At 51.2% G+C, this 19241-nt stretch carries 18 protein-coding genes; 6 read left to right on the top strand and 12 right to left on the bottom strand.

All coding sequences use genetic code 11. The annotated features are described in order from the left end of the window. Window positions 1-343 precede the first annotated feature (343 nt). Window positions 344-1567 (top strand): 6-phosphofructokinase, encoded by a 1224-nt coding sequence (locus ACO0LE_RS18430; protein WP_422961794.1) that lies wholly within the window; start codon window positions 344-346, stop codon window positions 1565-1567. Between the two features lie 195 nt (window positions 1568-1762). Continuing rightward, complete coding sequence (locus ACO0LE_RS18425; RefSeq protein WP_422961796.1) at window positions 1763-2290, top strand: YcbK family protein; 528 nt, start codon at window positions 1763-1765, stop codon at window positions 2288-2290. A 15-nt stretch (window positions 2291-2305) separates the two neighbouring features. On the opposite strand, the gene ACO0LE_RS18420 is transcribed toward ACO0LE_RS18425, so the two are convergent. Beyond that, window positions 2306-3424 (bottom strand): DUF1624 domain-containing protein, encoded by a 1119-nt coding sequence (locus ACO0LE_RS18420; RefSeq protein ID WP_422961793.1) that lies wholly within the window; start codon window positions 3422-3424, stop codon window positions 2306-2308. 438 nt (window positions 3425-3862) lie between these two features. On the opposite strand from ACO0LE_RS18420, the gene ACO0LE_RS18415 reads away from it, so the two are divergent. Next, a complete protein-coding gene (locus tag ACO0LE_RS18415; protein ID WP_422961792.1) occupies window positions 3863-4924 on the top strand; it encodes a 3-deoxy-7-phosphoheptulonate synthase in 1062 nt (353 codons plus the stop codon). Window positions 4925-4995: 71 nt separating this feature from the next. On the opposite strand, the gene ACO0LE_RS18410 is transcribed toward ACO0LE_RS18415, so the two are convergent. From ACO0LE_RS18410 to ACO0LE_RS18375, 8 genes are all read right to left on the bottom strand, one after another. Continuing rightward, entirely contained in the window at window positions 4996-5214 is a 219-nt protein-coding gene (locus ACO0LE_RS18410) for a DUF6500 family protein (protein ID WP_422961791.1), read from the bottom strand. A 40-nt stretch (window positions 5215-5254) separates the two neighbouring features. Then, the gene (locus tag ACO0LE_RS18405) at window positions 5255-5668 is read right to left on the bottom strand and encodes a DUF6157 family protein (RefSeq protein ID WP_422961790.1); all 414 of its coding nucleotides are present in this window, start codon (window positions 5666-5668) and stop codon (window positions 5255-5257) included. Between the two features lie 38 nt (window positions 5669-5706). Further along, on the bottom strand, window positions 5707-6069 hold the full coding sequence (locus ACO0LE_RS18400; protein WP_422961789.1) for a GFA family protein: 363 nt from the start codon (window positions 6067-6069) through the stop codon (window positions 5707-5709). A gap of 33 nt (window positions 6070-6102) precedes the next feature. Next, on the bottom strand, window positions 6103-6471 hold the full coding sequence (locus ACO0LE_RS18395) for a nuclear transport factor 2 family protein (protein ID WP_422961788.1): 369 nt from the start codon (window positions 6469-6471) through the stop codon (window positions 6103-6105). A gap of 56 nt (window positions 6472-6527) precedes the next feature. Further along, entirely contained in the window at window positions 6528-6971 is a 444-nt protein-coding gene (locus ACO0LE_RS18390; RefSeq protein WP_422961787.1) for a GNAT family N-acetyltransferase, read from the bottom strand. Window positions 6972-7096: 125 nt separating this feature from the next. Beyond that, complete coding sequence (locus ACO0LE_RS18385; RefSeq protein WP_422961786.1) at window positions 7097-7504, bottom strand: DoxX family protein; 408 nt, start codon at window positions 7502-7504, stop codon at window positions 7097-7099. Window positions 7505-7612: 108 nt separating this feature from the next. Next, the gene (locus tag ACO0LE_RS18380; protein ID WP_422961785.1) at window positions 7613-8512 is read right to left on the bottom strand and encodes a pirin family protein; all 900 of its coding nucleotides are present in this window, start codon (window positions 8510-8512) and stop codon (window positions 7613-7615) included. A 73-nt stretch (window positions 8513-8585) separates the two neighbouring features. Continuing rightward, window positions 8586-9197 (bottom strand): FMN-dependent NADH-azoreductase, encoded by a 612-nt coding sequence (locus tag ACO0LE_RS18375; protein WP_422961784.1) that lies wholly within the window; start codon window positions 9195-9197, stop codon window positions 8586-8588. Between the two features lie 184 nt (window positions 9198-9381). Here ACO0LE_RS18375 and ACO0LE_RS18370 point away from each other — a divergent pair, with 184 nt between their 5' ends. Continuing rightward, a complete protein-coding gene (locus tag ACO0LE_RS18370; RefSeq protein WP_422961783.1) occupies window positions 9382-10332 on the top strand; it encodes a LysR family transcriptional regulator in 951 nt (316 codons plus the stop codon). A 65-nt stretch (window positions 10333-10397) separates the two neighbouring features. Here ACO0LE_RS18370 and ACO0LE_RS18365 read toward each other — a convergent pair whose 3' ends face one another. Further along, on the bottom strand, window positions 10398-12305 hold the full coding sequence (locus ACO0LE_RS18365; protein WP_422961782.1) for an alpha-amylase family glycosyl hydrolase: 1908 nt from the start codon (window positions 12303-12305) through the stop codon (window positions 10398-10400). Window positions 12306-13040: 735 nt separating this feature from the next. On the opposite strand from ACO0LE_RS18365, the gene ACO0LE_RS18360 reads away from it, so the two are divergent. Together ACO0LE_RS18360 and ACO0LE_RS18355 are read left to right on the top strand one after the other, a co-directional pair. After that, window positions 13041-15146, top strand: coding sequence for a hypothetical protein (locus ACO0LE_RS18360; RefSeq protein WP_422961781.1), 2106 nt, complete (start codon window positions 13041-13043; stop codon window positions 15144-15146). Between the two features lie 178 nt (window positions 15147-15324). Then, window positions 15325-16857, top strand: a complete 1533-nt coding sequence (locus tag ACO0LE_RS18355; protein ID WP_422961780.1) for a M48 family metalloprotease — start codon at window positions 15325-15327, stop codon at window positions 16855-16857. Between the two features lie 63 nt (window positions 16858-16920). Here the strand turns inward: ACO0LE_RS18355 and ACO0LE_RS18350 are convergent, their stop codons facing one another. Together ACO0LE_RS18350 and hutG are read right to left on the bottom strand one after the other, a co-directional pair. Further along, entirely contained in the window at window positions 16921-18285 is a 1365-nt protein-coding gene (locus tag ACO0LE_RS18350; RefSeq protein WP_422961779.1) for a formimidoylglutamate deiminase, read from the bottom strand. Then, entirely contained in the window at window positions 18282-19103 is an 822-nt protein-coding gene (hutG, locus tag ACO0LE_RS18345) for an N-formylglutamate deformylase (RefSeq protein WP_422961778.1), read from the bottom strand. Before hutG ends, ACO0LE_RS18350 begins: the two co-directional genes overlap by 4 nt. Window positions 19104-19241 lie beyond the last annotated feature (138 nt).

The raw sequence follows: 19241 nt of genomic DNA, 5'->3' as shown, positions 1-19241 counted from the left end.
CCACGTTCAGTGACTTGTTTAATCGCTTCTGCTTTGAATTCTTCAGTGAATCGACTCTTTCTCATGATGTACTTCCTTCTCAGTTTTTGACATTATTAAATGTCTACTGAATTAGGGGAAGTCCAGTGAGTTTGAATACCGAGAAATTCTGAGGAAGGACTTCAAAATTATCCTTCCAGAGGATAGCTATGTCGAGATACTAATGGCTGTCTCATATTGAAGTATCGATAATGTCTGAACGAACGTAATTCAAGCAAAGACAAAACCCCTTGCCTCCACCCAGCCCTAGTGGCAAGATTAATAAGTATATTTACAATAAACACAACTAGCGAAGAGGTATCTCATGGCGTCAGGCAAGATTCTGGTGGCACAGGGCGGCGGCCCGACTGCGGTCATTAACCAATCGCTGGTCGGTGTTGTGCTGGAAGCCCGGCGCTTCAAGCAGGTCGAGCGCATCTACGGTGCACTTCACGGTGTGCGCGGGATTATCGATGAGGACTTTATCGATCTGACCCAGGAGACGAGCCATAATCTGGAACTGGTTGCCGGTACGCCGTCCTCTGCCTTGGGCTCTACCCGAGATAAACCGGATGCAGAGTACTGCCAGAAAATTTTTAAAGTCTTGCAGGCACATGAGATCGAGCACTTCTTTTATATCGGTGGCAATGACTCTTCCGATACGGTGCGCATCGTCAGCCTCGAAGCGCAAAAAGCAGGTTATCCGCTGCGCTGCATCCATATTCCCAAGACAATTGATAACGATCTGGTTGGCAATGACCATACTCCTGGCTTCCCTTCAGCGGCGCGCTTTGTCGCGCAGGCATTTGCCGGCGCGAATCTGGATAATGCGGCGCTGCCCGGTGTGTATGTCGGTGTAGTCATGGGACGGCACGCGGGCTTCTTAACTGCCGCCTCGGCGTTGGGGAAAAAATTCCCGGACGACGGTCCACATTTGATTTATTTGCCAGAGCGTGACTTCAGCATCGACAAATTCTTATCCGACGTCAAACACACTTATGCTCATCACGGTCGCTGTGTAGTTGCCGTCTCAGAAGGCATTCACGATACCTCAGGTACACCGATATTAAGTCTGCTCGCTAAAGAACTGGAGCATGATGCGCATGGCAACGTGCAGTTATCCGGCACAGGCGCACTGGCAGATTTGCTCTGCGAAGAAATCAAATCCAAATTGAATATCAAACGCGTCCGTGGTGACACTTTTGGCTATCTGCAACGCTCGTTTATCGGCTGCGTCTCGGATGTTGATCAGCGTGAAGCCCGCGAAGTAGGAGAAAAAGCTGTGCAGTTTGCGATGTGGGGTCAGCGTGACGGCTCTGTCGCGATCAAACGTACTGGCTTTTATTCCGTTGATTATGAGCTGCTCCCGCTGGAGGCCGTCGCAGGTAAAACACGGGTCATGGACGATGAATTCATTACGCCGGAGGGGACTGATGTGACTGATGCGTTCCGGCTGTATTTACGCCCTTTACTCGGTTCAGGAATGCCAGACGCGTTCCGGCTGCGTTGTAGTAAGGTCGATAAAATATTAAATAAAAAACTTATCTAGTCCCATAACTCGTTGACACTCGTAGCATATTGCTCACTGCGTGTTATTCCCGGTCCATATTCATATAAAAACTCTATGCAATCCCGACGTAACCTATTAAAAAAAACCCTTATGCTGACCGCTGCCGGTGTGATGATCGGCACCCGCCCGCTGATTGGATTAGCAGAGGACAAACCGAAGGAAAAGTCGCATGAAATGGAACCGCCGCCAGATCTGTTTGACTCGCAGGCGCTGGACATTGAATTTTGGGTCAAGCCACGGACAATTGACCTGATCCGACCAGCTAGCGGTGAGCGTACCAAACTGCTGTACTGGAAAGATGGCGAGGTTCAGTCATCTGCGTATGAACAACTCTGCCATATCCTGCGTGACGTGAATGGCAAAAAAACCGCGCCTATTGATCCCAAATTAATTGAAACCTTGTGGGCAACTCAGGCTTTTATCGCCCGCTTTGGGATGACAAATCCGCTCGAAGTCTTGTCAGGATATCGCACCCCGGAATCCAATCAGCGCCTGATCGAGGAAGGCATACCGGCCGCAAGAAAATCCCTTCATCTGGAAGGCCGGGCCGCCGATATCCGTATCGCCAAATTGCATGAAGAGGCGCTGGGAGAATTGATACGCAGTTTCCGTCAGGGCGGCGTCGGCTTCTACTACCGTCCCAGCGCAAAAGGCGGCTGGATTCACACGGATACCGGCTTACAAAGAACCTGGAAAGCGTAGTCGCTGGCAGCAGGATTAACCTGGCTGACGACGCCAGATCGCCCAGCGGTGCGTAATCCCATACATCAACACCAGGACAACAAACCAGGCCGCGTAGCACATCAGCAGCGAGGCATGGTAACCGTTAGGGACAATCTGCTTGCCGGCCTCAAACTGAACCTGTCCGCCATACAAAGTCTGCATCGTGATCCAGCCCAGAGCATGTATCAATGCCACATGCACGCAATAAAAAAACAGCGGATGGCTACCGAATAAAGACAGAACAGGCACTTCCCCTTTGACTCGCCGATCCATGAAGGCCAGCAGCGCAAAACTGATGCTCAAAGTCACACAAAGATATAGCACTGACGGTGGATATTTTTGCACCTTTAAAAAAGACATCAGGCTCAGCACCCAGCCATCCGCCTGCATCGTCCATGGCTCGGGATCGCCGTACCAGTTGCCGCTGCGCAGAGCAACGAACAGCAACAATAAGCCGATGGCGGCAACCCATAAGCCACGCTGACGTTCGGCAGGCGATTTCAAAAACAAAGGGCCTATGCCATAACCCGCAGCCATCAAACCTATCCATGGCATCAGAGGATAAAGAACAAAGATACCAAAATGTTCGCCCAACGGTATCCATCCGCCCTGGTGCCACAGCTTCATCCACAAACTCGGATCAGGATGATGAAACTGATCGAGTAAATTATGCGGTAACAGCAAAGCAGCGGCGACCAGCAGAATCAAGGGCCGCGGCAAAAAAATCAGGCCAGCGAGACTCATCATCCCGACACCGAGAACCCAGATCACTTGCAACATGATGCTCTCGAATCCAAATTGCCAGCTGAAATTAATCCATGTCAGCTCCAGCACAACCAGCATCGCCCCGCGGTTCAAAAGATAACGCGCCATCGCTGGCCGATCAAATTTTTGTGCCCGTAAAAATCCGGATACCCCTGCCAGCAGGACAAAGGTCGGCGCGCATAAATGCGTAATCCAGCGGGTAAAAAACCAGCCGACCGAGGTCTGCGTCAGATCCAGAGGATTAAACGGTGTCGGCGCAAAGAAGTCGCGCACATGATCAAGCGCCATCAAAGCGATTACCAAACCGCGCAATACATCAATAGCAGGCAAGCGTCCAGGTTTTGTCATCATGTGCTCAGTTCCAGTGATTGATCGGTCAGACTTACAGGGATTGGGTGAAATAGTCGCGGACATATTTCACCATGTATTTCACGATATATTTCTCCGCTATTCGTCTTTACGAGTAGTCGATAATATAGCCTTCAACCTGCGTTTGCAGCCATTTTTTCCTATTGCAGGTCCTACAACGCTAGGTGGTATCACATTCCATCACACATGGATCTGCCAAGTCTATTTTTCAGTGCGTCTCTGATTTACGACCGTGATAATCTTGGGAGATAACAGAGTCTTAGGGCTGACGCATGAGGACCCTCCTCAAAGAATTGCCTGAAACCCGTGCACCGGACACCACATCTGACGGGATCATACTGAGGCAATTTGTGCCTTGCACAAAACATGGGCGATAATAGGGCTAACCATTGCTTATTTATTTCCCCATTGACACCTATGAACAGCCAAGATTTAGAAAATATTAACGTTACCTCCTTTGATGCGATGCCGACACCGGAGGATCTGCATGCCCGTCTGCCCCTGACAGAACTCGCCGCCAGCGTCGTGAATGAAGGTCGCGAGCAATTGCGCAACATTCTGGAGCGTAAAGATCCGCGTCTGTTCGTCGTTGTTGGGCCCTGTTCCATCCACGATCCGGTCGCTGGACTCGATTACGCCCGTCGCCTGAAAGCTTTACAAGATGAAGTGAAAGACCAGTTACTGCTGGTGATGCGTGTGTATTTTGAAAAACCACGTACAACGACAGGCTGGAAAGGCTACATCAATGATCCCTACATGGATGACTCTTTCCGCGTTGATCAGGGCATGGAAAAAGCGCGTCAATTTTTACTCGATGTCTGCGAACTTGGTTTACCAACCGGCACCGAAGCATTGGACCCAATCTCTCCGCAATATCTGGGTGACCTGATTGCCTGGACCGCCATCGGCGCACGAACTACGGAATCACAAACCCACCGAGAAATGTCATCCGGTTTATCAACCCCGGTCGGTTTTAAGAATGGAACCGATGGCGATATCAGTATCGCGATTAATGCGATTTTATCTGCATCGCATCCCCACTCGTTCCTTGGCCTGAACGGTCAGGGTCGTGTCTCCATCGTACGCACCAGCGGCAATCCGCATGGCCATGTTGTCCTGCGCGGCGGCGATGGTAGGCCGAACTACGATACGGTCTCGGTCGCTATGGCCGAACAAGCTCTGACCAAAGCAAAACTACCTGCGAACGTGGTCGTCGACTGCTCACATGCAAACAGCTACAAAAAGCCGGAGCTGCAACCACTGGTCATGGCCGACGTCATCAATCAGGTAGTGAACGGTAACAAAGCGCTGGTCGGTGTGATGATTGAATCAAATATCGTGGCGGGCAATCAGGCGATCCCCGACGATCTGTCGCAACTCAAATACGGCTGCTCGGTCACCGATGCCTGCGTAGACTGGGCGACTACCGAAACGATGATACGCGAGGCCGCAGAAAAACTGCGTGCGCGTAAAGCATAAAACAATCAGAACTCATTGATCGATCTATAAAAAGACGGCCCGTATGTGCCGTTTTTTTTATCATCAGGCGATTATTTCATCATCTCGACCATCTGCTTGATTTTGATTGCTTTCTCAAAATGATCAAGCTGATGCGTCTTGATCCACCACTCGGCAACCTCCATTAACAAAGCCGGATTATCGTTTTTATTCGCAAAAAAAGCGTAAAAAGACAATCCGACATGAGCTCCTTTGGCTGCAATTTTTGCTTCACATATCGCAATAATTTTTCTGCGTAACTCTGTGTTCATTCAGCGTTTCCACCTTAGTTCAACTATTTATTCGTAAGTATTATTCACGCTTACTACGCATCGCACGCGTCTGCATTATCGACTGATCGGCGATAAGTTTTTGATACTCCGCACTTTCCACAGGCACCAGCGCCAGCTTACCTGCCGGATTGAAATGCAAACCCCAACCATAGCTCTTAGCAAGCGGAGAGGTGCGCATACATGCCATCGGTTTGGCAAAAAAATCTTGCCAGAGTTGCCCGCGTTTTTCTTTGAGCACCTCATCTGCCAGACCATGCCTTTGCACGTACACAGCAAACTGTACGTCTTCTTGGGTGAGCAGATATGGTTGAGAGAAAACCAATTCATATTCCAGAACCGCAATCGATTTTTTTCCGGAACTGACTGGTGGCAGCATTCCATGAGATGCTTTGGTATCCGTGGCGACAGCAATAAATGTATTGTAGTAGTTCATCTCATCAGCTTATCCAAACGATTACCAAGGCTGAGTTATCAAAGCATCGCCGCACCCTTAGCCCTGCGTACCGGTATCGCGTCTGGATCAAAGCCGTCAAGACAAAACACATTGATGCCCAGATTGTCAGGCGTGACGCGCTTGCGGTGGAAGGGATAAATACCGCAGGTTTTACAAAAAAAGTGTCGTGCCGTCTTGGTGTGAAACTGATATTCAGTCAGATAGTCTTCACCTGCAAGTAGCGTGAACTGGCTCTCATGCACTTTCACCATGAGTGCATTTTTCTTGCGGCAGATAGAGCAATCGCACTGGGTTAACTCCGGAAAATCTGTGGTGATTTCAAAGCGCACTGCGCCGCAGTGACAGCTGCCCTGATAGGTTTTCATCGTACGTTCAGTCATAACATTGTTTAAGTTTGATATCGGAAGAAGAGGTCAAAACATACCATGTAGGTTCGGCGACGTCTCGGGTACGGCTTGCCCTATATCCCATAGCTCGACAATACGCTGATCTGCAAATCTGAATAGATGCATAACCGCAACCCCGGAGTGTAGGTCATGCATTTTAATTTTTGAATGAACAGCGACCAGATCCCCATCCTGCAGCGCTCTCTGCACCTCAACTGTCTTATGTGGATGGCTTACCGAATTCTGAACCATTGCATCCATCAATGCCGTAGCACCTGCAGGAAAGACGGGATTATGGTGAATCAGCTGATCGCTGACATATAGCGCATACGCTTGATGTACATCACCAGTTGCCGCCAGAGTCAGAAAATGAATTGCCCGTTCTTTCAGGTTCATAAACACTCCGGAATATCTAAGTCGATTGAAGCGATTAGGACGATTAGGATAATTAATCACTCAAGAAATATTACTGGTCTGTTGAGCGTGTAATTGACTTCACTGTGATTTTTCATTTCACCGCGTACCCAAGCTTGTAATCCATAAAAGCGATCTGCGCGGGTATTTGGTTGCGTACCTAATTTGATGTGATCTGCACCACGCTGAAATAACCAGCCGGTAGCAAGCGTGAGTAAGTTCTTACCGATACCCCGGCCTTCAAATTCAGGTAAAACAAATAGCGCCCAAATGGAATTATCCTCAGACGCGGCGTAAGAAAATCCAACTACCTGCTGATCGATCTCTGCTACCCAGCCACGTCCCAGTTTATCCAGATAATCAATACACATCGCTGGCGTAACGGCGCTTGGATTAGACAAGACATTTTCTTTGACAGCGAAGCGAATTTCCATAATGACAGGGATGTCGTCGACGGTGGCTTCTCGGTAGGTAATGGGCATGCTGTTGACTCTGATGGCGGAAGAAAATCAAACAATAAGCCGTTCTGTCCAATAAAGCAAAAATCCCTTGAACAGCCAATGCTCTTCAAGGGATTTTTATTTCTTACTTACTAAGATTGATCGTCTTATTTTTTGCCACTACCATCCAGACTCAACGCACCGCTGCCGTGGATGATGATAAATAAGAGTCCGCCCATCATCGAGATATTTTTCATGAAGTGAATCATTTGATTCTGTGCCTGGTCTGCCGGCACACCCCAGAAATTATGGAAAATTACCGCAGCAGATGCCGTAAATACCAGCATCGCAGCAGCGGACCAACGCGCCTTCCATCCTACGATCACGGCGATACCGCCACCCAGTTCAACAATAATGGCAGCGATCGCTGCCAGTTGTGGCAGAGGCAGACCTTTGCTAGCGATATAAGCCACTGTCCCGTCGAAACCGGCGATCTTGCCAGCACCTGATGCAACAAAAATCAGGGCGATCAGGATACGTCCAAGCAAGGGGCCAAAACGATGTAATGTGTTCATATTTTTATTACTTTCAAAAAAATGGATAGAAATTTCTTTAGCTGACAGTAATTAGATTACACAATTAGATTACGCAGTCAGATTATGTAATCAGATCAAGCAATCAAATTAAGCAGCCAGTTTCCCTGCCCTGAAATCATTGATCGCCTGAAAAATCTCCGCCTGGCTATTCATCACAAACGGCCCGTACTGGACGATGGTTTCTTTTAAGGGCTGGCCGGCAATCAGTAAAGCACGGCTAGCTCCATTTGCGCGCAAAATCACACCATCGCTATGAGCTTCATTACGCAAAATTGCCATACGTTGCTGTGGCACGGCCTTTTCACCAATCTGCAATTCGCCGCGATACACATAGACAAAAGCGTTCATACTGGCCGCCATTGCCTGCGAAAATACTGCGCCATCTTCCAGATGTAAATCCAGATACAGCGGCTCAGTGATATCGCGCTGCATCGCCCCCTTGACGCCATGACTGGCACCGGCAATCACCCTGACTGTCGCGCCGTCAGGTGTGATGAATTGCGGAATACTGTCACTCTGAATATCTTTGTACCAGGGTGCGATCATCTTGTCTTTTGCACTCAGGTTGAGCCAAAGCTGAAATCCTTCCATGCGGCCATCTTCCTGCTCAGGCAATTCAGAATGGATCACGCCGCGACCTGCGGTCATCCATTGCACACCACCGTTTTGCAGCAGGCCTTCGTTACCGGCACTGTCATGATGACGCATGAGACCTGTCAGCATGTAAGTGATGGTCTCGAAGCCGCGATGCGGATGATCAGGAAAGCCGCCGATATAGTCCTGAGGATCATCGGTACCAAAGGCATCTAACATCAGGTAGGGGTCCAGCCGGTATTGCAAACCTTGTGTCAATACGCGAGTCAGCTTGACACCATCACCATCCGATGTCGCTTGTCCCAACACTAATTGCTCGACCGCACGCGCCTGCGTCACGATCTCTGGCTGTAGTGTGTTACTTGTTACTGTATCGATTGTTGCTGATGTCATGATGATGTCCTTTGTATGTGGTCGGCGCGACGTTTGATGATGAGTGCCGCCTCTGACGTCGCGCCAGGCTGATTTATGCCGCTACGGCTAAGTCAATTTCTGCAATCTGTTCACGGGCAGATGTCAGTGCTGCCTGCTCCGCATCTGGCCCCATCGCCAGACCTTCGGCAAAAATGAACTGTACATCGCTCATGCCCAAAAAGCCGAGGAAGGTTTTTAAATACGGTGTTTGCGTATCATTCGGCGTGTTGCGATACAAGCCGCCACGGGTTAACACCACAATTACTTTTTTACCCGTCAGCATGCCTTCAGGGCCGTTTGCTGTGTAGCGAAACGTAACCTGTGCACGAGAAATGGCATCGATCCAGTTCTTCAATTGGGCGGATACGCCAAAGTTGTACATGGGTACGGCGAGGACAATGGTATCGGCAGCCTGTATTTCGGCAATCAGTGCATCATCCAGCGCAACGCGGGCAGCTTGCTCCGCTGTCCGTTGATCAGCCGGTGTAAACAAGGCGCCTAGTGCAGCACCGTCCAATGTCGGATGCGGGTTGCTGCCAAGATCACGCACAGTCAGTACGGCGTCAGGCGCAGCAGCACGCAAGCGCTCAACGACCGAATTCGCCAGATTGCTGGAGTGGGAAGCAGAAGCGCGGACGCTGGAGTTTATTTGCAAGATGTTCATGATGTGATCCTTTTCGGTGAATACGCTGAGTTCGTTTGTCAGTATGTTCGTTCGGTGATTTAGTCGCGGTGATGCGATGGATTCACTTTATACGTTCCGAGATCAAAGCAGAAGACCATAAAATGGATATGATTGTCCCACTGATGGCACAATAGCGTCGATATCTACGTACTTTGGAGAGCCCATGCAACTTGAAGCCAATGATTTATTGCTGTTCGCCCGCGTCGTGGATGAGGGCAGTTTTAGCCGTGCGGCGGAGCGGCTGGGCTTGCCGAAATCGACCTTATCGCGCCGGATTACCGAGCTGGAATCTCAGTTAGGTGAGCGCCTGCTCTTGCGGACAACACGCAAACTCAGCGTGACAGATTTTGGTCATGCGGTGTTATTACATGCGCATCAGGTTACCGCCGAAGTCGAATCAGCCATGGCTCTGGCGCAGCACCGGCAAATTCAGCCCAGCGGTCGCTTGCGCATCTCTATGCCGAATGATTTTGCGAATGATGTACTGGCAAACTTACTGGCGGAATTTGTCGGCCGGTATCCGGCGATTTCTTTAGAGCTTGATCTGTCGGCACGACGCGTTGATCTGATCGGTGAGAATTTTGATCTGGCGATACGGGTAGGTGAACTGACAGATGATGCAACGCTGGCAGCGCGACGACTCGCCGTATTTACGGTCGGCCTGTATGCGGCGCCAGCTTACCTGCAAAAACGCGGTACGCCCTACGAACCAGAAGCACTGATGGAGCACGATAGTCTGCGTATTCTGACGCGCACCGGCGAGCCGGAAATCTGGTCGCTGAGCCGTGGAGAAGAAAACTGGCGTGGTTCGCCACCGGCTCGTGCCACAGCTAACTCGCCAGAGACCTTAATCCGTCTGGCACGCTCAGGTGTGGGCATTACGATGCTATCGGATTATTTTGCAGAACAACTTGTCAAAACCGGTGAGCTGGTACAGGTATTAGGAGACTGGACCTTACCCTCGGTCACGGTGTCTGCCGTGTTCCCCGGGCGTCGCCTGATGCCGGCCAGAACCCGTGTATTTCTGGATGCGCTGGAGACCCAGTTCTCCGGGCCACAATGCCAGGCGATTGAAGCGCAGGTAAGCCTGAGAAAAAAACAGTCACGACCTTAAATCCAAACTTGGCATGCATTAAGGCAGTGACTGTAAACTGGAAATAATCTGAAATAATCTGCTACTTAGAATTTAAAATTACCGGCGTCCAGCACCAGCGTCGCTGCACCGCAGGCAGGGGTTACGGCCTCACGATTGCCGCTGTTTGTGGTCTGATTGCTTTCCCATACATCAGCGACAGCGCCATGCTTCACGAACTTATATTGTATGGCGGTCGACGGCGGCAACTGTACGGTGCGTGACCAAGGAACGTTAGCGCCGCTGCCCTCTATCGTCATGCTGGTAACCGGCGTCCAGTTGTTGAGCTCATTGCGGTTGCCGACGACATACACATTTTGACCGACTACCGTATTCGCATTCGCTACGCGGAATTTGACATCCACCGTCGTGCACGCCGTGCCACCACCGCTACCACCGCCAGTCCCACTTCCGGTGACTTTCTGGTTGATGTGCAAAGCCACCGCAGGTACAGTTGCTCCGCCGTTGGCGGCAATACTCAGTGCCGCAATACCGTTGCTGCCAACCGTTACACTATCGCTGGTACACGCTGTTTTCGCGGCATTCAGCTGACCGTGCACGACATTGCAATAAGTCCCTGCTGGCAAGCCTGTTTGCAGCGACGGATTCCATGCAGAGGCCTCATTATTTATCGCGACAAATCCGTTAGCACCGCGGCTGAACGCGATCTGGTTGATCGTGCCATTAGTGAAATTACCAACCCCTTGCCCGGAAGTCGCAGTACGGAATGCAACCATATTCGCGATGTCAGACCAGCGATGGATAAAGTCCCAGTCGACGTTGATCTTAGGATTGCCGCTTGCACCGTAGGGGCTGGCAGATGGCGCGTTCTGGTCTTTATTACTGAAGCGGAAACCAGAGTGAACCTGAGCATGTCCATAAGGCCAGGCAAGCATGAAAATATTCGCCAGATCATAGCGCTTCGTTCCCTGCGTATCGTTGGTCACGCCAGTAAAATTGCTGGCATTCATCGAGTCGCCGTTGCGCTCGGTGTCCCAGTTGTTCACGAACACAGTCGCCTTGGCACTATCGACAAATCCCCAGGTTCCACCCCAATTGCCCGGCGTCCCCATATAGGTACGAATTTGCGACAACTGGTTACCGTTTGTCGAGCGGAAGGTTTCGCGCATCGCCGCGGCGAATTTGAATTCGTTGATTGTTCCAGCCGAGAAGTAATCACCACGATTCACGGTGCCGTCAGAAATAATTTCCTGCGTTACCCAGACCGGCTCACCGGAGCTGGTCGTGCTGGCCACGCTGGTGACAAAGGCTTGCACGTCGGCTGGCTGCATGTGCTTCGCCGCATCGAAACGGAAACCGTCAACCCCCATGGCGAGTAATTTATTCAGATAATTTTTTACCTGACCACGCACATAGGTACCGTCAGTCTTCAGATCCGGCAAGCCAACCAAGCGACATACGATGACATTGTTGCGATTGCTATCGTAGTCACTCCCCTGGATGTCGCAGGCAGGATGAAAATCGCTGCTGCTGAAATTAGGATATTGCAGCGTAGTCGAATTCCAAGTCGATCCGTCGGTTGCTGTACCGGATCCGGCCGCCATGTGATTCACTACCACGTCCGCATAGACGCGGACTTTAGCGGTATGACAGGTATTGACCATACTCTGGAACTCGGCCTCGGTGCCCATATTACTTTTCAGTGAAGTGAAGTTCACCGGTTGATACACATCGTACCAAGTACCCAGGCTCGCCGAGGCATGTGGGGGCGATACTTGCACCGCACCGTAACCTTGCGGTCCCAAAAAATTCGTACACTCCTTGGCAATGTCATTCCATTTCCAGCGGAACATCTGTACGGACGTGTCCTTAGCATTAAAAATCGCCGCCTGAACAGGCAAAGACGCGCTGAGGCTACTCATTGCCAAAGCGCTGGCAAGCAAAGTACGCCTGACTAGTGGACGGCGGGATGTTGCAGTTGTATCGATTCTCATGTCTACTCCAAAATTTTTATCAATGTGTGGAAAATACAAATAAAGCACCGTAAGCTGCCAGCCGTCTTTGCGGTGTGCAGATTGCGGGATGCAACAGTGAGAACGAAGAAATGCGTGGCGCGGATGAGGCCAGCATGATCGTCAAGGAAGATGGCGGAGGGATTATCCGTAAGAAAATTAGCAACTTCCTTAGATTAATGTAGCATAACTACAAATAAATTCTATTGACTGAAACGAACTTTCCATGCTGCACGTGCGAAAAATTACAGGAAATAGCGCAATATAATGTAACTAATCTACATAAATATTGATACGCAAAATCATTGAAATAGCTCCATACGCGTCCCCACCGAAATCGTAGCGGCAGGCGTAGCGATAGAACCACTTTGCATTACTGGCAAGGTTTATCCGGCAGATAGCGGCTATTTATCCCGCCCATCTGATGCAACCAGGAGCAGATCAATAAGGCATGCCGCACTCAGCGGCGAAATATCTTATCGCTTTGCAACATCAAAAAACCGTATCTGGGCAGCAATCGTGGTGCTGGCCTATTGTGTAAATTGTTGCTTGTTGGTACCTTGCTGATACTTTGTTACAGCTTGCATCATGAGCAATAACTCCGTTACCCCTCCACATCGTACTGCTGATACCAGATCTCCCTGACCAAGCGAGGCGCGTGTGACGTTCAAGGGGTATTTTTAAGGTTTTTCCAACGCTTCATTACCGATCAAGTCCATGTCGATAGCAGATCCTGCCCAATTACTACAACGTGTTCCAGAACTAAACGCCCTGATTGACGATCCCAAAATCAGTCGCGCCATCGAGTCCGGCGACACTTTTAAAGTCTATCGGGCGCTGGTATTGGCAAAACTATTCCGTCGCCTGCCGCAGCACAATGATGTCTTGCGCCTGCTAACGAGCGAGCGTCGCCTGTTTGCTAAACCGCTGAAAGGCAAACCCTCGCTGGGCAGTATTAATTCCGTCGGATTTGGCTTTATCGGCAAGGCGGAAAAAGACCTGGACGACAGTTATATCGCACTGCATGCCTTCGTCATTCTGTTCGCAATTCCGCTGGTGCCACTGGGGGCGTATGTGGTGAAAAGTACCGGCACCCGTCAGTGGCAAATTTATGCGCGCGCCCCTCTGGGCATTCTCGGCTGGCTATACACACGCGGACTCGCATTGCTGGCTGTCGTTCTAGTGTTATCCGGCGCAGCGCATAGTTATCATGAATCGAATACCCAGGATTTGATGATACTGAATGGTTTCGACGTCCCGGTGAGCGTGAGTTTTGACCGGCAGACAATGAACCTGGCACCACAGGCAAAAGCCACGATTAACCTTAAGGCCGGACGGGTTCACGGTGTCGCCACCGCAGGTCCCTCAGGTGTTATCGATACGCTGGACGAAACCCTCAACAGCAGCGAGCGCTATACGATCTGGAATATTGCCGGTGCCGCTCCCTTAGTCCAAAACACAATCGTCTACAGCAAAACTGCGCCCGCCAGTCCCGATACGGGTGGCGCGCAAACCGTCTATTGCGGTAAGCATTTTCTGGAGCTGGACAACATCAAATATGCGTTTGAAGAACCACCTAATACCATCAGCATGAGCAAGCACCAGACCAGTGTCAGCGTGAATCATCTGACGATCATTCATAGCGGCGATACGCCCGGCGTGATGGCCTGCATGAGCTATGCGTTTGATCAGGGACACGAAAAAGACATGGCGAAAGCGGCAGAAGCGCTGGCGCAATTGCACGACTGGGACATGCGTTATGCGAGTACCGCGATCCTTGCTGCGGAGGCCGTATCAAGCAAAGAAGGCATGCGTGTTGCACAGCGCGTCATGCAAGCCAAACCCGGCCAGGTAATCTATGAGCGGATGGTACAAGACATGCGCGACGAAGCCGGCCAGCATGATACCTTGCTGGCAGAATATGCGGAGCGCGCCCGACTGCAGCCGGATTCAGCAAGGGAACAATATCTGTACGCCTCGCTAATGTCCGGAGCCCAAGGTATCAGCGCAATGCAGGCACTGGCACAAAGATTCCCAAAAGATCCGAACATCCTGCGTAGCCTGATCTGGCGCCGGGCAGTCCACGGCGACTATCCGAATGCGATCCGCGACATGGCTCGCCTGCGGCAGATTTCAGCCATTGACGCAGACCGTTTAATCGATCTGGAAGTACGCTTACTGGTAGCACAGCGTAAGGGATTCGATGCCATGAATTTGCTCAATGCAGCGGTACGCGACAAGACCGCGAATAATCGTGCTGGCCATGCCGCGGACTTTGGTCTGGTCGCTAAATATTTTGGTGCCGACCCTGAGCTGTATCTCAAAGTTTTGCCGGGTGACGAAAAGAATTCTGTCGCCTTAGATTTTTACCGGGTACGCGCAGGACTGGCACCGATATTGCCGCAAAACACGCTGGCGCCGACGGTCAAACTGGCGCTTGCTTTGCGCAATGCACCGGCCAAAGCTTTGCTGGCAGCGCATGACGTCACCCGTTATCAGATCGGCTCACTGGGTACAGACCAGCTGACTTTACTGTACGGAGAAGCCGTCCGTACCGACGACAAAATCGTTCTCGATAAAATCAAGGGCTTGTTACGCCTGCCAAAATCCGAAGATGACTTGTTGCGCCAGTTTATGCGTGGTGATGCGGTATCGCTCGATGAGGCGGATATCGACCTGGATGTGCAGGCAGCGGCATACCTGATCCGTTCACGCAATTCGCAGTTACCTGCGGCAGAACGGTCGGCTCTGCGTGCACGTGCAGCAAGAACCGATCTTCTGCATGGCACCGTCAGTACGGCATTAAACCAATGGCCAGGCTAATGTGTGATGAACGCTTATCTGAACGTATGTCGTGTTTGTTGTTTAGATCAATGAAACCGATTCAGATCAATGCGGCATACAAAAAATTTGTTCCAGCGAGGAACTGCAAGGCAACCGGTCATGTTTGACGGAAGCCCTGCAAATCCCAGATTAAATGATCGTTACAGCATCCAAGTCTATGAAAAAAAGTGAAAAAATTTCTTCCGGCCGCGCCAATATCGCACAGCGTGCGAGCCTGGTTCTGGCCCTGTGGTTAGGTTTCTGGCTACTCGCGATCGGCTTGGTCTGCGGCTTGCTGTGGATACCGTTCGCCCAGTTATCGTATCGCTCGTCGCTGCAATTTACCGGCATTGTGGCGGGCATCGCCGGACTGAGTCTGGCCTACTCACTGCGTCCGCGCCGGCGTGCCAAAGAGTGTGCCTCCAGCGTCAAACCTTTGTCACGTGACACCGCAGCCGACTTGTATGCCATGGTTGAACACATCGCGACAAAACTGCACATCCAGGCACCGGTGAATATCCATCTGATCGGCGCTGCCAGCGCATTCATCAGCGGCAAGCGTAACTGGCAAGGCAAAATAAAATCGCTGGAAGTCGGCCTAGGCTTACCGTTACTGGGCACGCTGTCTGAGCAAGAACTGGGATCCGTCATTGCGCATGAATTCGGTCACTTTGTCGGCGGTGATTTGTCCCTGGGTCCATGGGTATACCGAACCCGCATGTCGATTGCGAATACAGTGACCGATCTTGACGATTCGCTGTTTTTTCTGGATCTGCTGTTTCGCTATTACGGCAAATGGTTTTTGCGTTTATCCGCCAGCGTATCGCGTGAACAAGAATATGCCGCCGATGCGCAGGCAGCGCAATATTTCGGCACGGCGGCAACCCGCAGCGCGCTGGAAAAAGTCCATCTGATTGACCCAATGTGGTCGACCTATCTCGATCATGAGCTCGGTCCAGCTATTAATCGCGGCGCACGGATGCCGATTTTTGAAGGTTTCCGCCGCTTTTGCCGCCCCGGGGTAAAACGTGCGGCGGTTCAAAACGCAATCAGGCACGCAGAGTCGCATAAGAGCTCTGAATTTGACACGCATCCGTCATTAGCAGAACGGGTCAGCGCATTGGTACCTAGCGCAAAACCAAGCTATCCGCCACTGTCCCAATGTATGCATCTGATTGGCGGAGAAAAAGCGACCGAGGACGCCTGGTATCTTCTGTTCGATCAGAGCAAATTAAGTCCGGCAGACTGGGATACTTTTGGTGAAACCGTTATGCAACCCCAGATCAAGCAACGCTTTGCCGGTAGCTGGATGGATCCTGAAAAATTAGCGTTCACCGAACTGGTACAAATGGCCTTACGTCCCGAAGATTCCTGGGAGAGACTCAAGCCTGAGGGCGTCAGTTTCTTATCGCCACAAGGCAAGCGTAATCATGTACTGGAGATTTTAGAAGAGTGGATTGCCGCCTGTTTGATTCATCGCGGCTTTTCTATCAAAGCGACTCCGGGACAAGCGATTAGCATGCAGCGCCTGCTACCGGCACCACAATCTGTACAGCCGTTTGAATTATTGCAAATGGGCTTAACGGGCTCGCTGAAATCGACGTATCTGGCGCAATTCAATGTACCTGCAACGCCGCCAATGCAAGCAATGACAGCAACATCAACTGCATCAGAACAGACGCCTGCACAAACTCCGGATACGGCAGCGTAATTGGTAGTACGGGTGGCGGTAACGCAATCCTCACCCGTACTACATTTGATCTGAAATTACAATCTACACAGATCTCAAGGTGCGCATGCAATCGAGATACGCAGCCTGTATCGATTCCTGAAGCACATGGTGTCCATGCTCCACCACCAGACGACCACCAACACGCACATCCCTGACCAGATTGTCGTTGCCCGCAAAAATCCAGGTATTCAATACCTCCGTGGCGGGCAAACCGTGCAAATTCGGATGCAGATGATCCAGCACCAGAAAATCGGCCCGCATACCACATGACAGTTGCCCGACACGACGACCCGCCGCTTGCGCCCCCCCTTGCAAACAAGCTTGCCATAAATAATCGCCGACACGTCGTTGTCCAAGCTGACTGGCGATATTGCGGCCTTGAAGACGTAAACGCTGCCCGTACTCCAGCCAGCGCAACTCCTCGATCGGACTTTGTGATACATGGCTATCACTGCCAATACCGAAGCGTCCATTGGCAGCAATAAAATCTGGCAGATCAAAAAACCCGTCTCCGAGATTTCCCTCGGTGGTCGTGCAAATACCCGCGACTGCCCGGCTCGCGGCTACTGCTGCTAATTCTGCCTTATCCAGATGCGTCGCGTGTACCAGGCACCAGCGCTGATCGAGATTCTGCGTATCGAGCAATAACTGCACCGGACGCTTACCGCTATATGCGAGGCAGGCATCTACTTCTTTTTGTTGTTCGGCGATATGAATATGCACCGGGCGATTGACGGGTAAGGCCGCAACCAGTTCCCGTATCTGCGTCGTGCTGGCAGCGCGCAAAGAATGCGGTGCCACACCAACTTCCACCTGAGCGTTACGCGCAGATTCAAGCTGCTGCACCAATTGCAAAATCTGTTCGGGATTGGTCGAAAAACGGCGCTGGTCATCACGCAATGCCGTCTCACCAAAATCAGCATAGCTATACAGCACCGGCAACATGGTGATACCCATACCCGTCTCATTTGCCGCAGCGATCACGCGCTCTGCCGTCTCCGCCATGTTTGAGTAAAAAGCGCCATCAGGTGCGCGATGCAGATAATGGAATTCACATACCGAGGTATAGCCATGACGCAGACATTCGGCATACAGTTGCGCCGCAATCGCCTGCATCTGCTCCGGCGTAATGCGCAATGCAGTCCGGTACATCAGGTCGCGCCAGGTCCAGAAACTATCCGGCCCCTCTCCCGCGATTTCTGTCATCCCCGCCATGGCACGCTGAAATGCATGCGAGTGAAGATTAATCATACCGGGCACGACATAGTCTTCCTGAACATCATACGGCCCGGCCTGCACATCCGCGTTGACCCCGGTCAGATCACCCGCATCATTCCAGGACAAGCGCACATTCTGTGCCCAACCGTCAGGCAGATAGGCATTCCGGGCAAAGATGCTTCCGCTCATACGCCCGCTCCTGCCTGTTGTGCAGCCCAGTCAACGCAGGTGGTGAGCAATTGCTTCAGCGTGGGTTGTATCTGCGCCGCAAGATCAGGCCGGTAGGCAAAAGGCGCATGCTCATCCATATAAATGCACTGGCTCATTTCGAGTTGCACTGCATGAATATGATCATCGGGCCGGCCATACTGCCGTGTGATGTAGCCGCCTTTAAATCGTCCATTAAATACATGGCTGTAGGCTTGTGCTGACGTGGACTGATTCAGGCAATCTGCCAGCGCATCTTGCAAACCGATATGACAAGAACGCTGATCGGCGGTACCGAAATTCAGATCCGGCAATTTCCCTTCAAAGAAACGCGGTACCTGCGAAGCAATCGAATGGGCATCCCACAAAATAGCAATGCCATGCTGCGCTCTGAGCCGCGCCAGTTCTTGCTGCAATTGCTGATGGTACGGCTGCCAGTAGCGTGCAATGCGGCGCTGCACCTCAGCAGTATCGGGCGTCTGACCCGCCGGATATAAAGCTTGTTTGTCGAAGGTATCGACCGGACACAAGCCCGTCGTATCTTGTCCCGGATACAGATTGCTATCGTCAGGGGAACGATTCAGATCAATCACGTAACGCGAATATTCGGCATGAATCACCGATGCTCCGAGCGCTTGTACCATGTTGTACAGCAAGGGCAGATGCCAGTCCGTATCCGCCTTCTCAAATGCGACCGGCTGCAATTGCGCGCTGACCTCAGGTGGGATATTTGTCCCCGCATGCGGCATAGAAATCAATAAAGGCACACTGCCCTGATGAAAATGAAAAACTGGATTCATGATGTCATGCTCTCTAAAAAAATCGTATTGCGTTTGTTATCGCTACTTGTTGCCAGATTCGTTGCTAGATTTATTGTTAGGTTTTTATCCATACATTAGCTAGGACTGACGAAAAATTTCTCTAACACCCAAAAACAG

The sequence above is a fragment of the Undibacterium sp. Xuan67W genome (genome assembly GCF_049340165.1).
Lineage (GTDB): Bacteria > Pseudomonadota > Gammaproteobacteria > Burkholderiales > Burkholderiaceae_D > Undibacterium.
This window is presented reverse-complemented; position numbering and strand designations above follow the sequence as displayed.

Coding starts and splice junctions, on each gene's coding strand:
- ACO0LE_RS18430 (WP_422961794.1), top strand. CDS start 344: ATGGCGTCAGGCAAGATTCTGGTGGCACAGGGCGGCGGCCCGACTGCG.
- ACO0LE_RS18425 (WP_422961796.1), top strand. CDS start 1,763: ATGGAACCGCCGCCAGATCTGTTTGACTCGCAGGCGCTGGACATTGAA.
- ACO0LE_RS18420 (WP_422961793.1), bottom strand. CDS start 3,424: ATGACAAAACCTGGACGCTTGCCTGCTATTGATGTATTGCGCGGTTTG.
- ACO0LE_RS18415 (WP_422961792.1), top strand. CDS start 3,863: ATGAACAGCCAAGATTTAGAAAATATTAACGTTACCTCCTTTGATGCG.
- ACO0LE_RS18410 (WP_422961791.1), bottom strand. CDS start 5,214: ATGAACACAGAGTTACGCAGAAAAATTATTGCGATATGTGAAGCAAAA.
- ACO0LE_RS18405 (WP_422961790.1), bottom strand. CDS start 5,668: ATGAACTACTACAATACATTTATTGCTGTCGCCACGGATACCAAAGCA.
- ACO0LE_RS18400 (WP_422961789.1), bottom strand. CDS start 6,069: ATGACTGAACGTACGATGAAAACCTATCAGGGCAGCTGTCACTGCGGC.
- ACO0LE_RS18395 (WP_422961788.1), bottom strand. CDS start 6,471: ATGAACCTGAAAGAACGGGCAATTCATTTTCTGACTCTGGCGGCAACT.
- ACO0LE_RS18390 (WP_422961787.1), bottom strand. CDS start 6,971: ATGCCCATTACCTACCGAGAAGCCACCGTCGACGACATCCCTGTCATT.
- ACO0LE_RS18385 (WP_422961786.1), bottom strand. CDS start 7,504: ATGAACACATTACATCGTTTTGGCCCCTTGCTTGGACGTATCCTGATC.
- ACO0LE_RS18380 (WP_422961785.1), bottom strand. CDS start 8,512: ATGACATCAGCAACAATCGATACAGTAACAAGTAACACACTACAGCCA.
- ACO0LE_RS18375 (WP_422961784.1), bottom strand. CDS start 9,197: ATGAACATCTTGCAAATAAACTCCAGCGTCCGCGCTTCTGCTTCCCAC.
- ACO0LE_RS18370 (WP_422961783.1), top strand. CDS start 9,382: ATGCAACTTGAAGCCAATGATTTATTGCTGTTCGCCCGCGTCGTGGAT.
- ACO0LE_RS18365 (WP_422961782.1), bottom strand. CDS start 12,305: ATGAGAATCGATACAACTGCAACATCCCGCCGTCCACTAGTCAGGCGT.
- ACO0LE_RS18360 (WP_422961781.1), top strand. CDS start 13,041: ATGTCGATAGCAGATCCTGCCCAATTACTACAACGTGTTCCAGAACTA.
- ACO0LE_RS18355 (WP_422961780.1), top strand. CDS start 15,325: ATGAAAAAAAGTGAAAAAATTTCTTCCGGCCGCGCCAATATCGCACAG.
- ACO0LE_RS18350 (WP_422961779.1), bottom strand. CDS start 18,285: ATGAGCGGAAGCATCTTTGCCCGGAATGCCTATCTGCCTGACGGTTGG.
- hutG (WP_422961778.1), bottom strand. CDS start 19,103: ATGAATCCAGTTTTTCATTTTCATCAGGGCAGTGTGCCTTTATTGATT.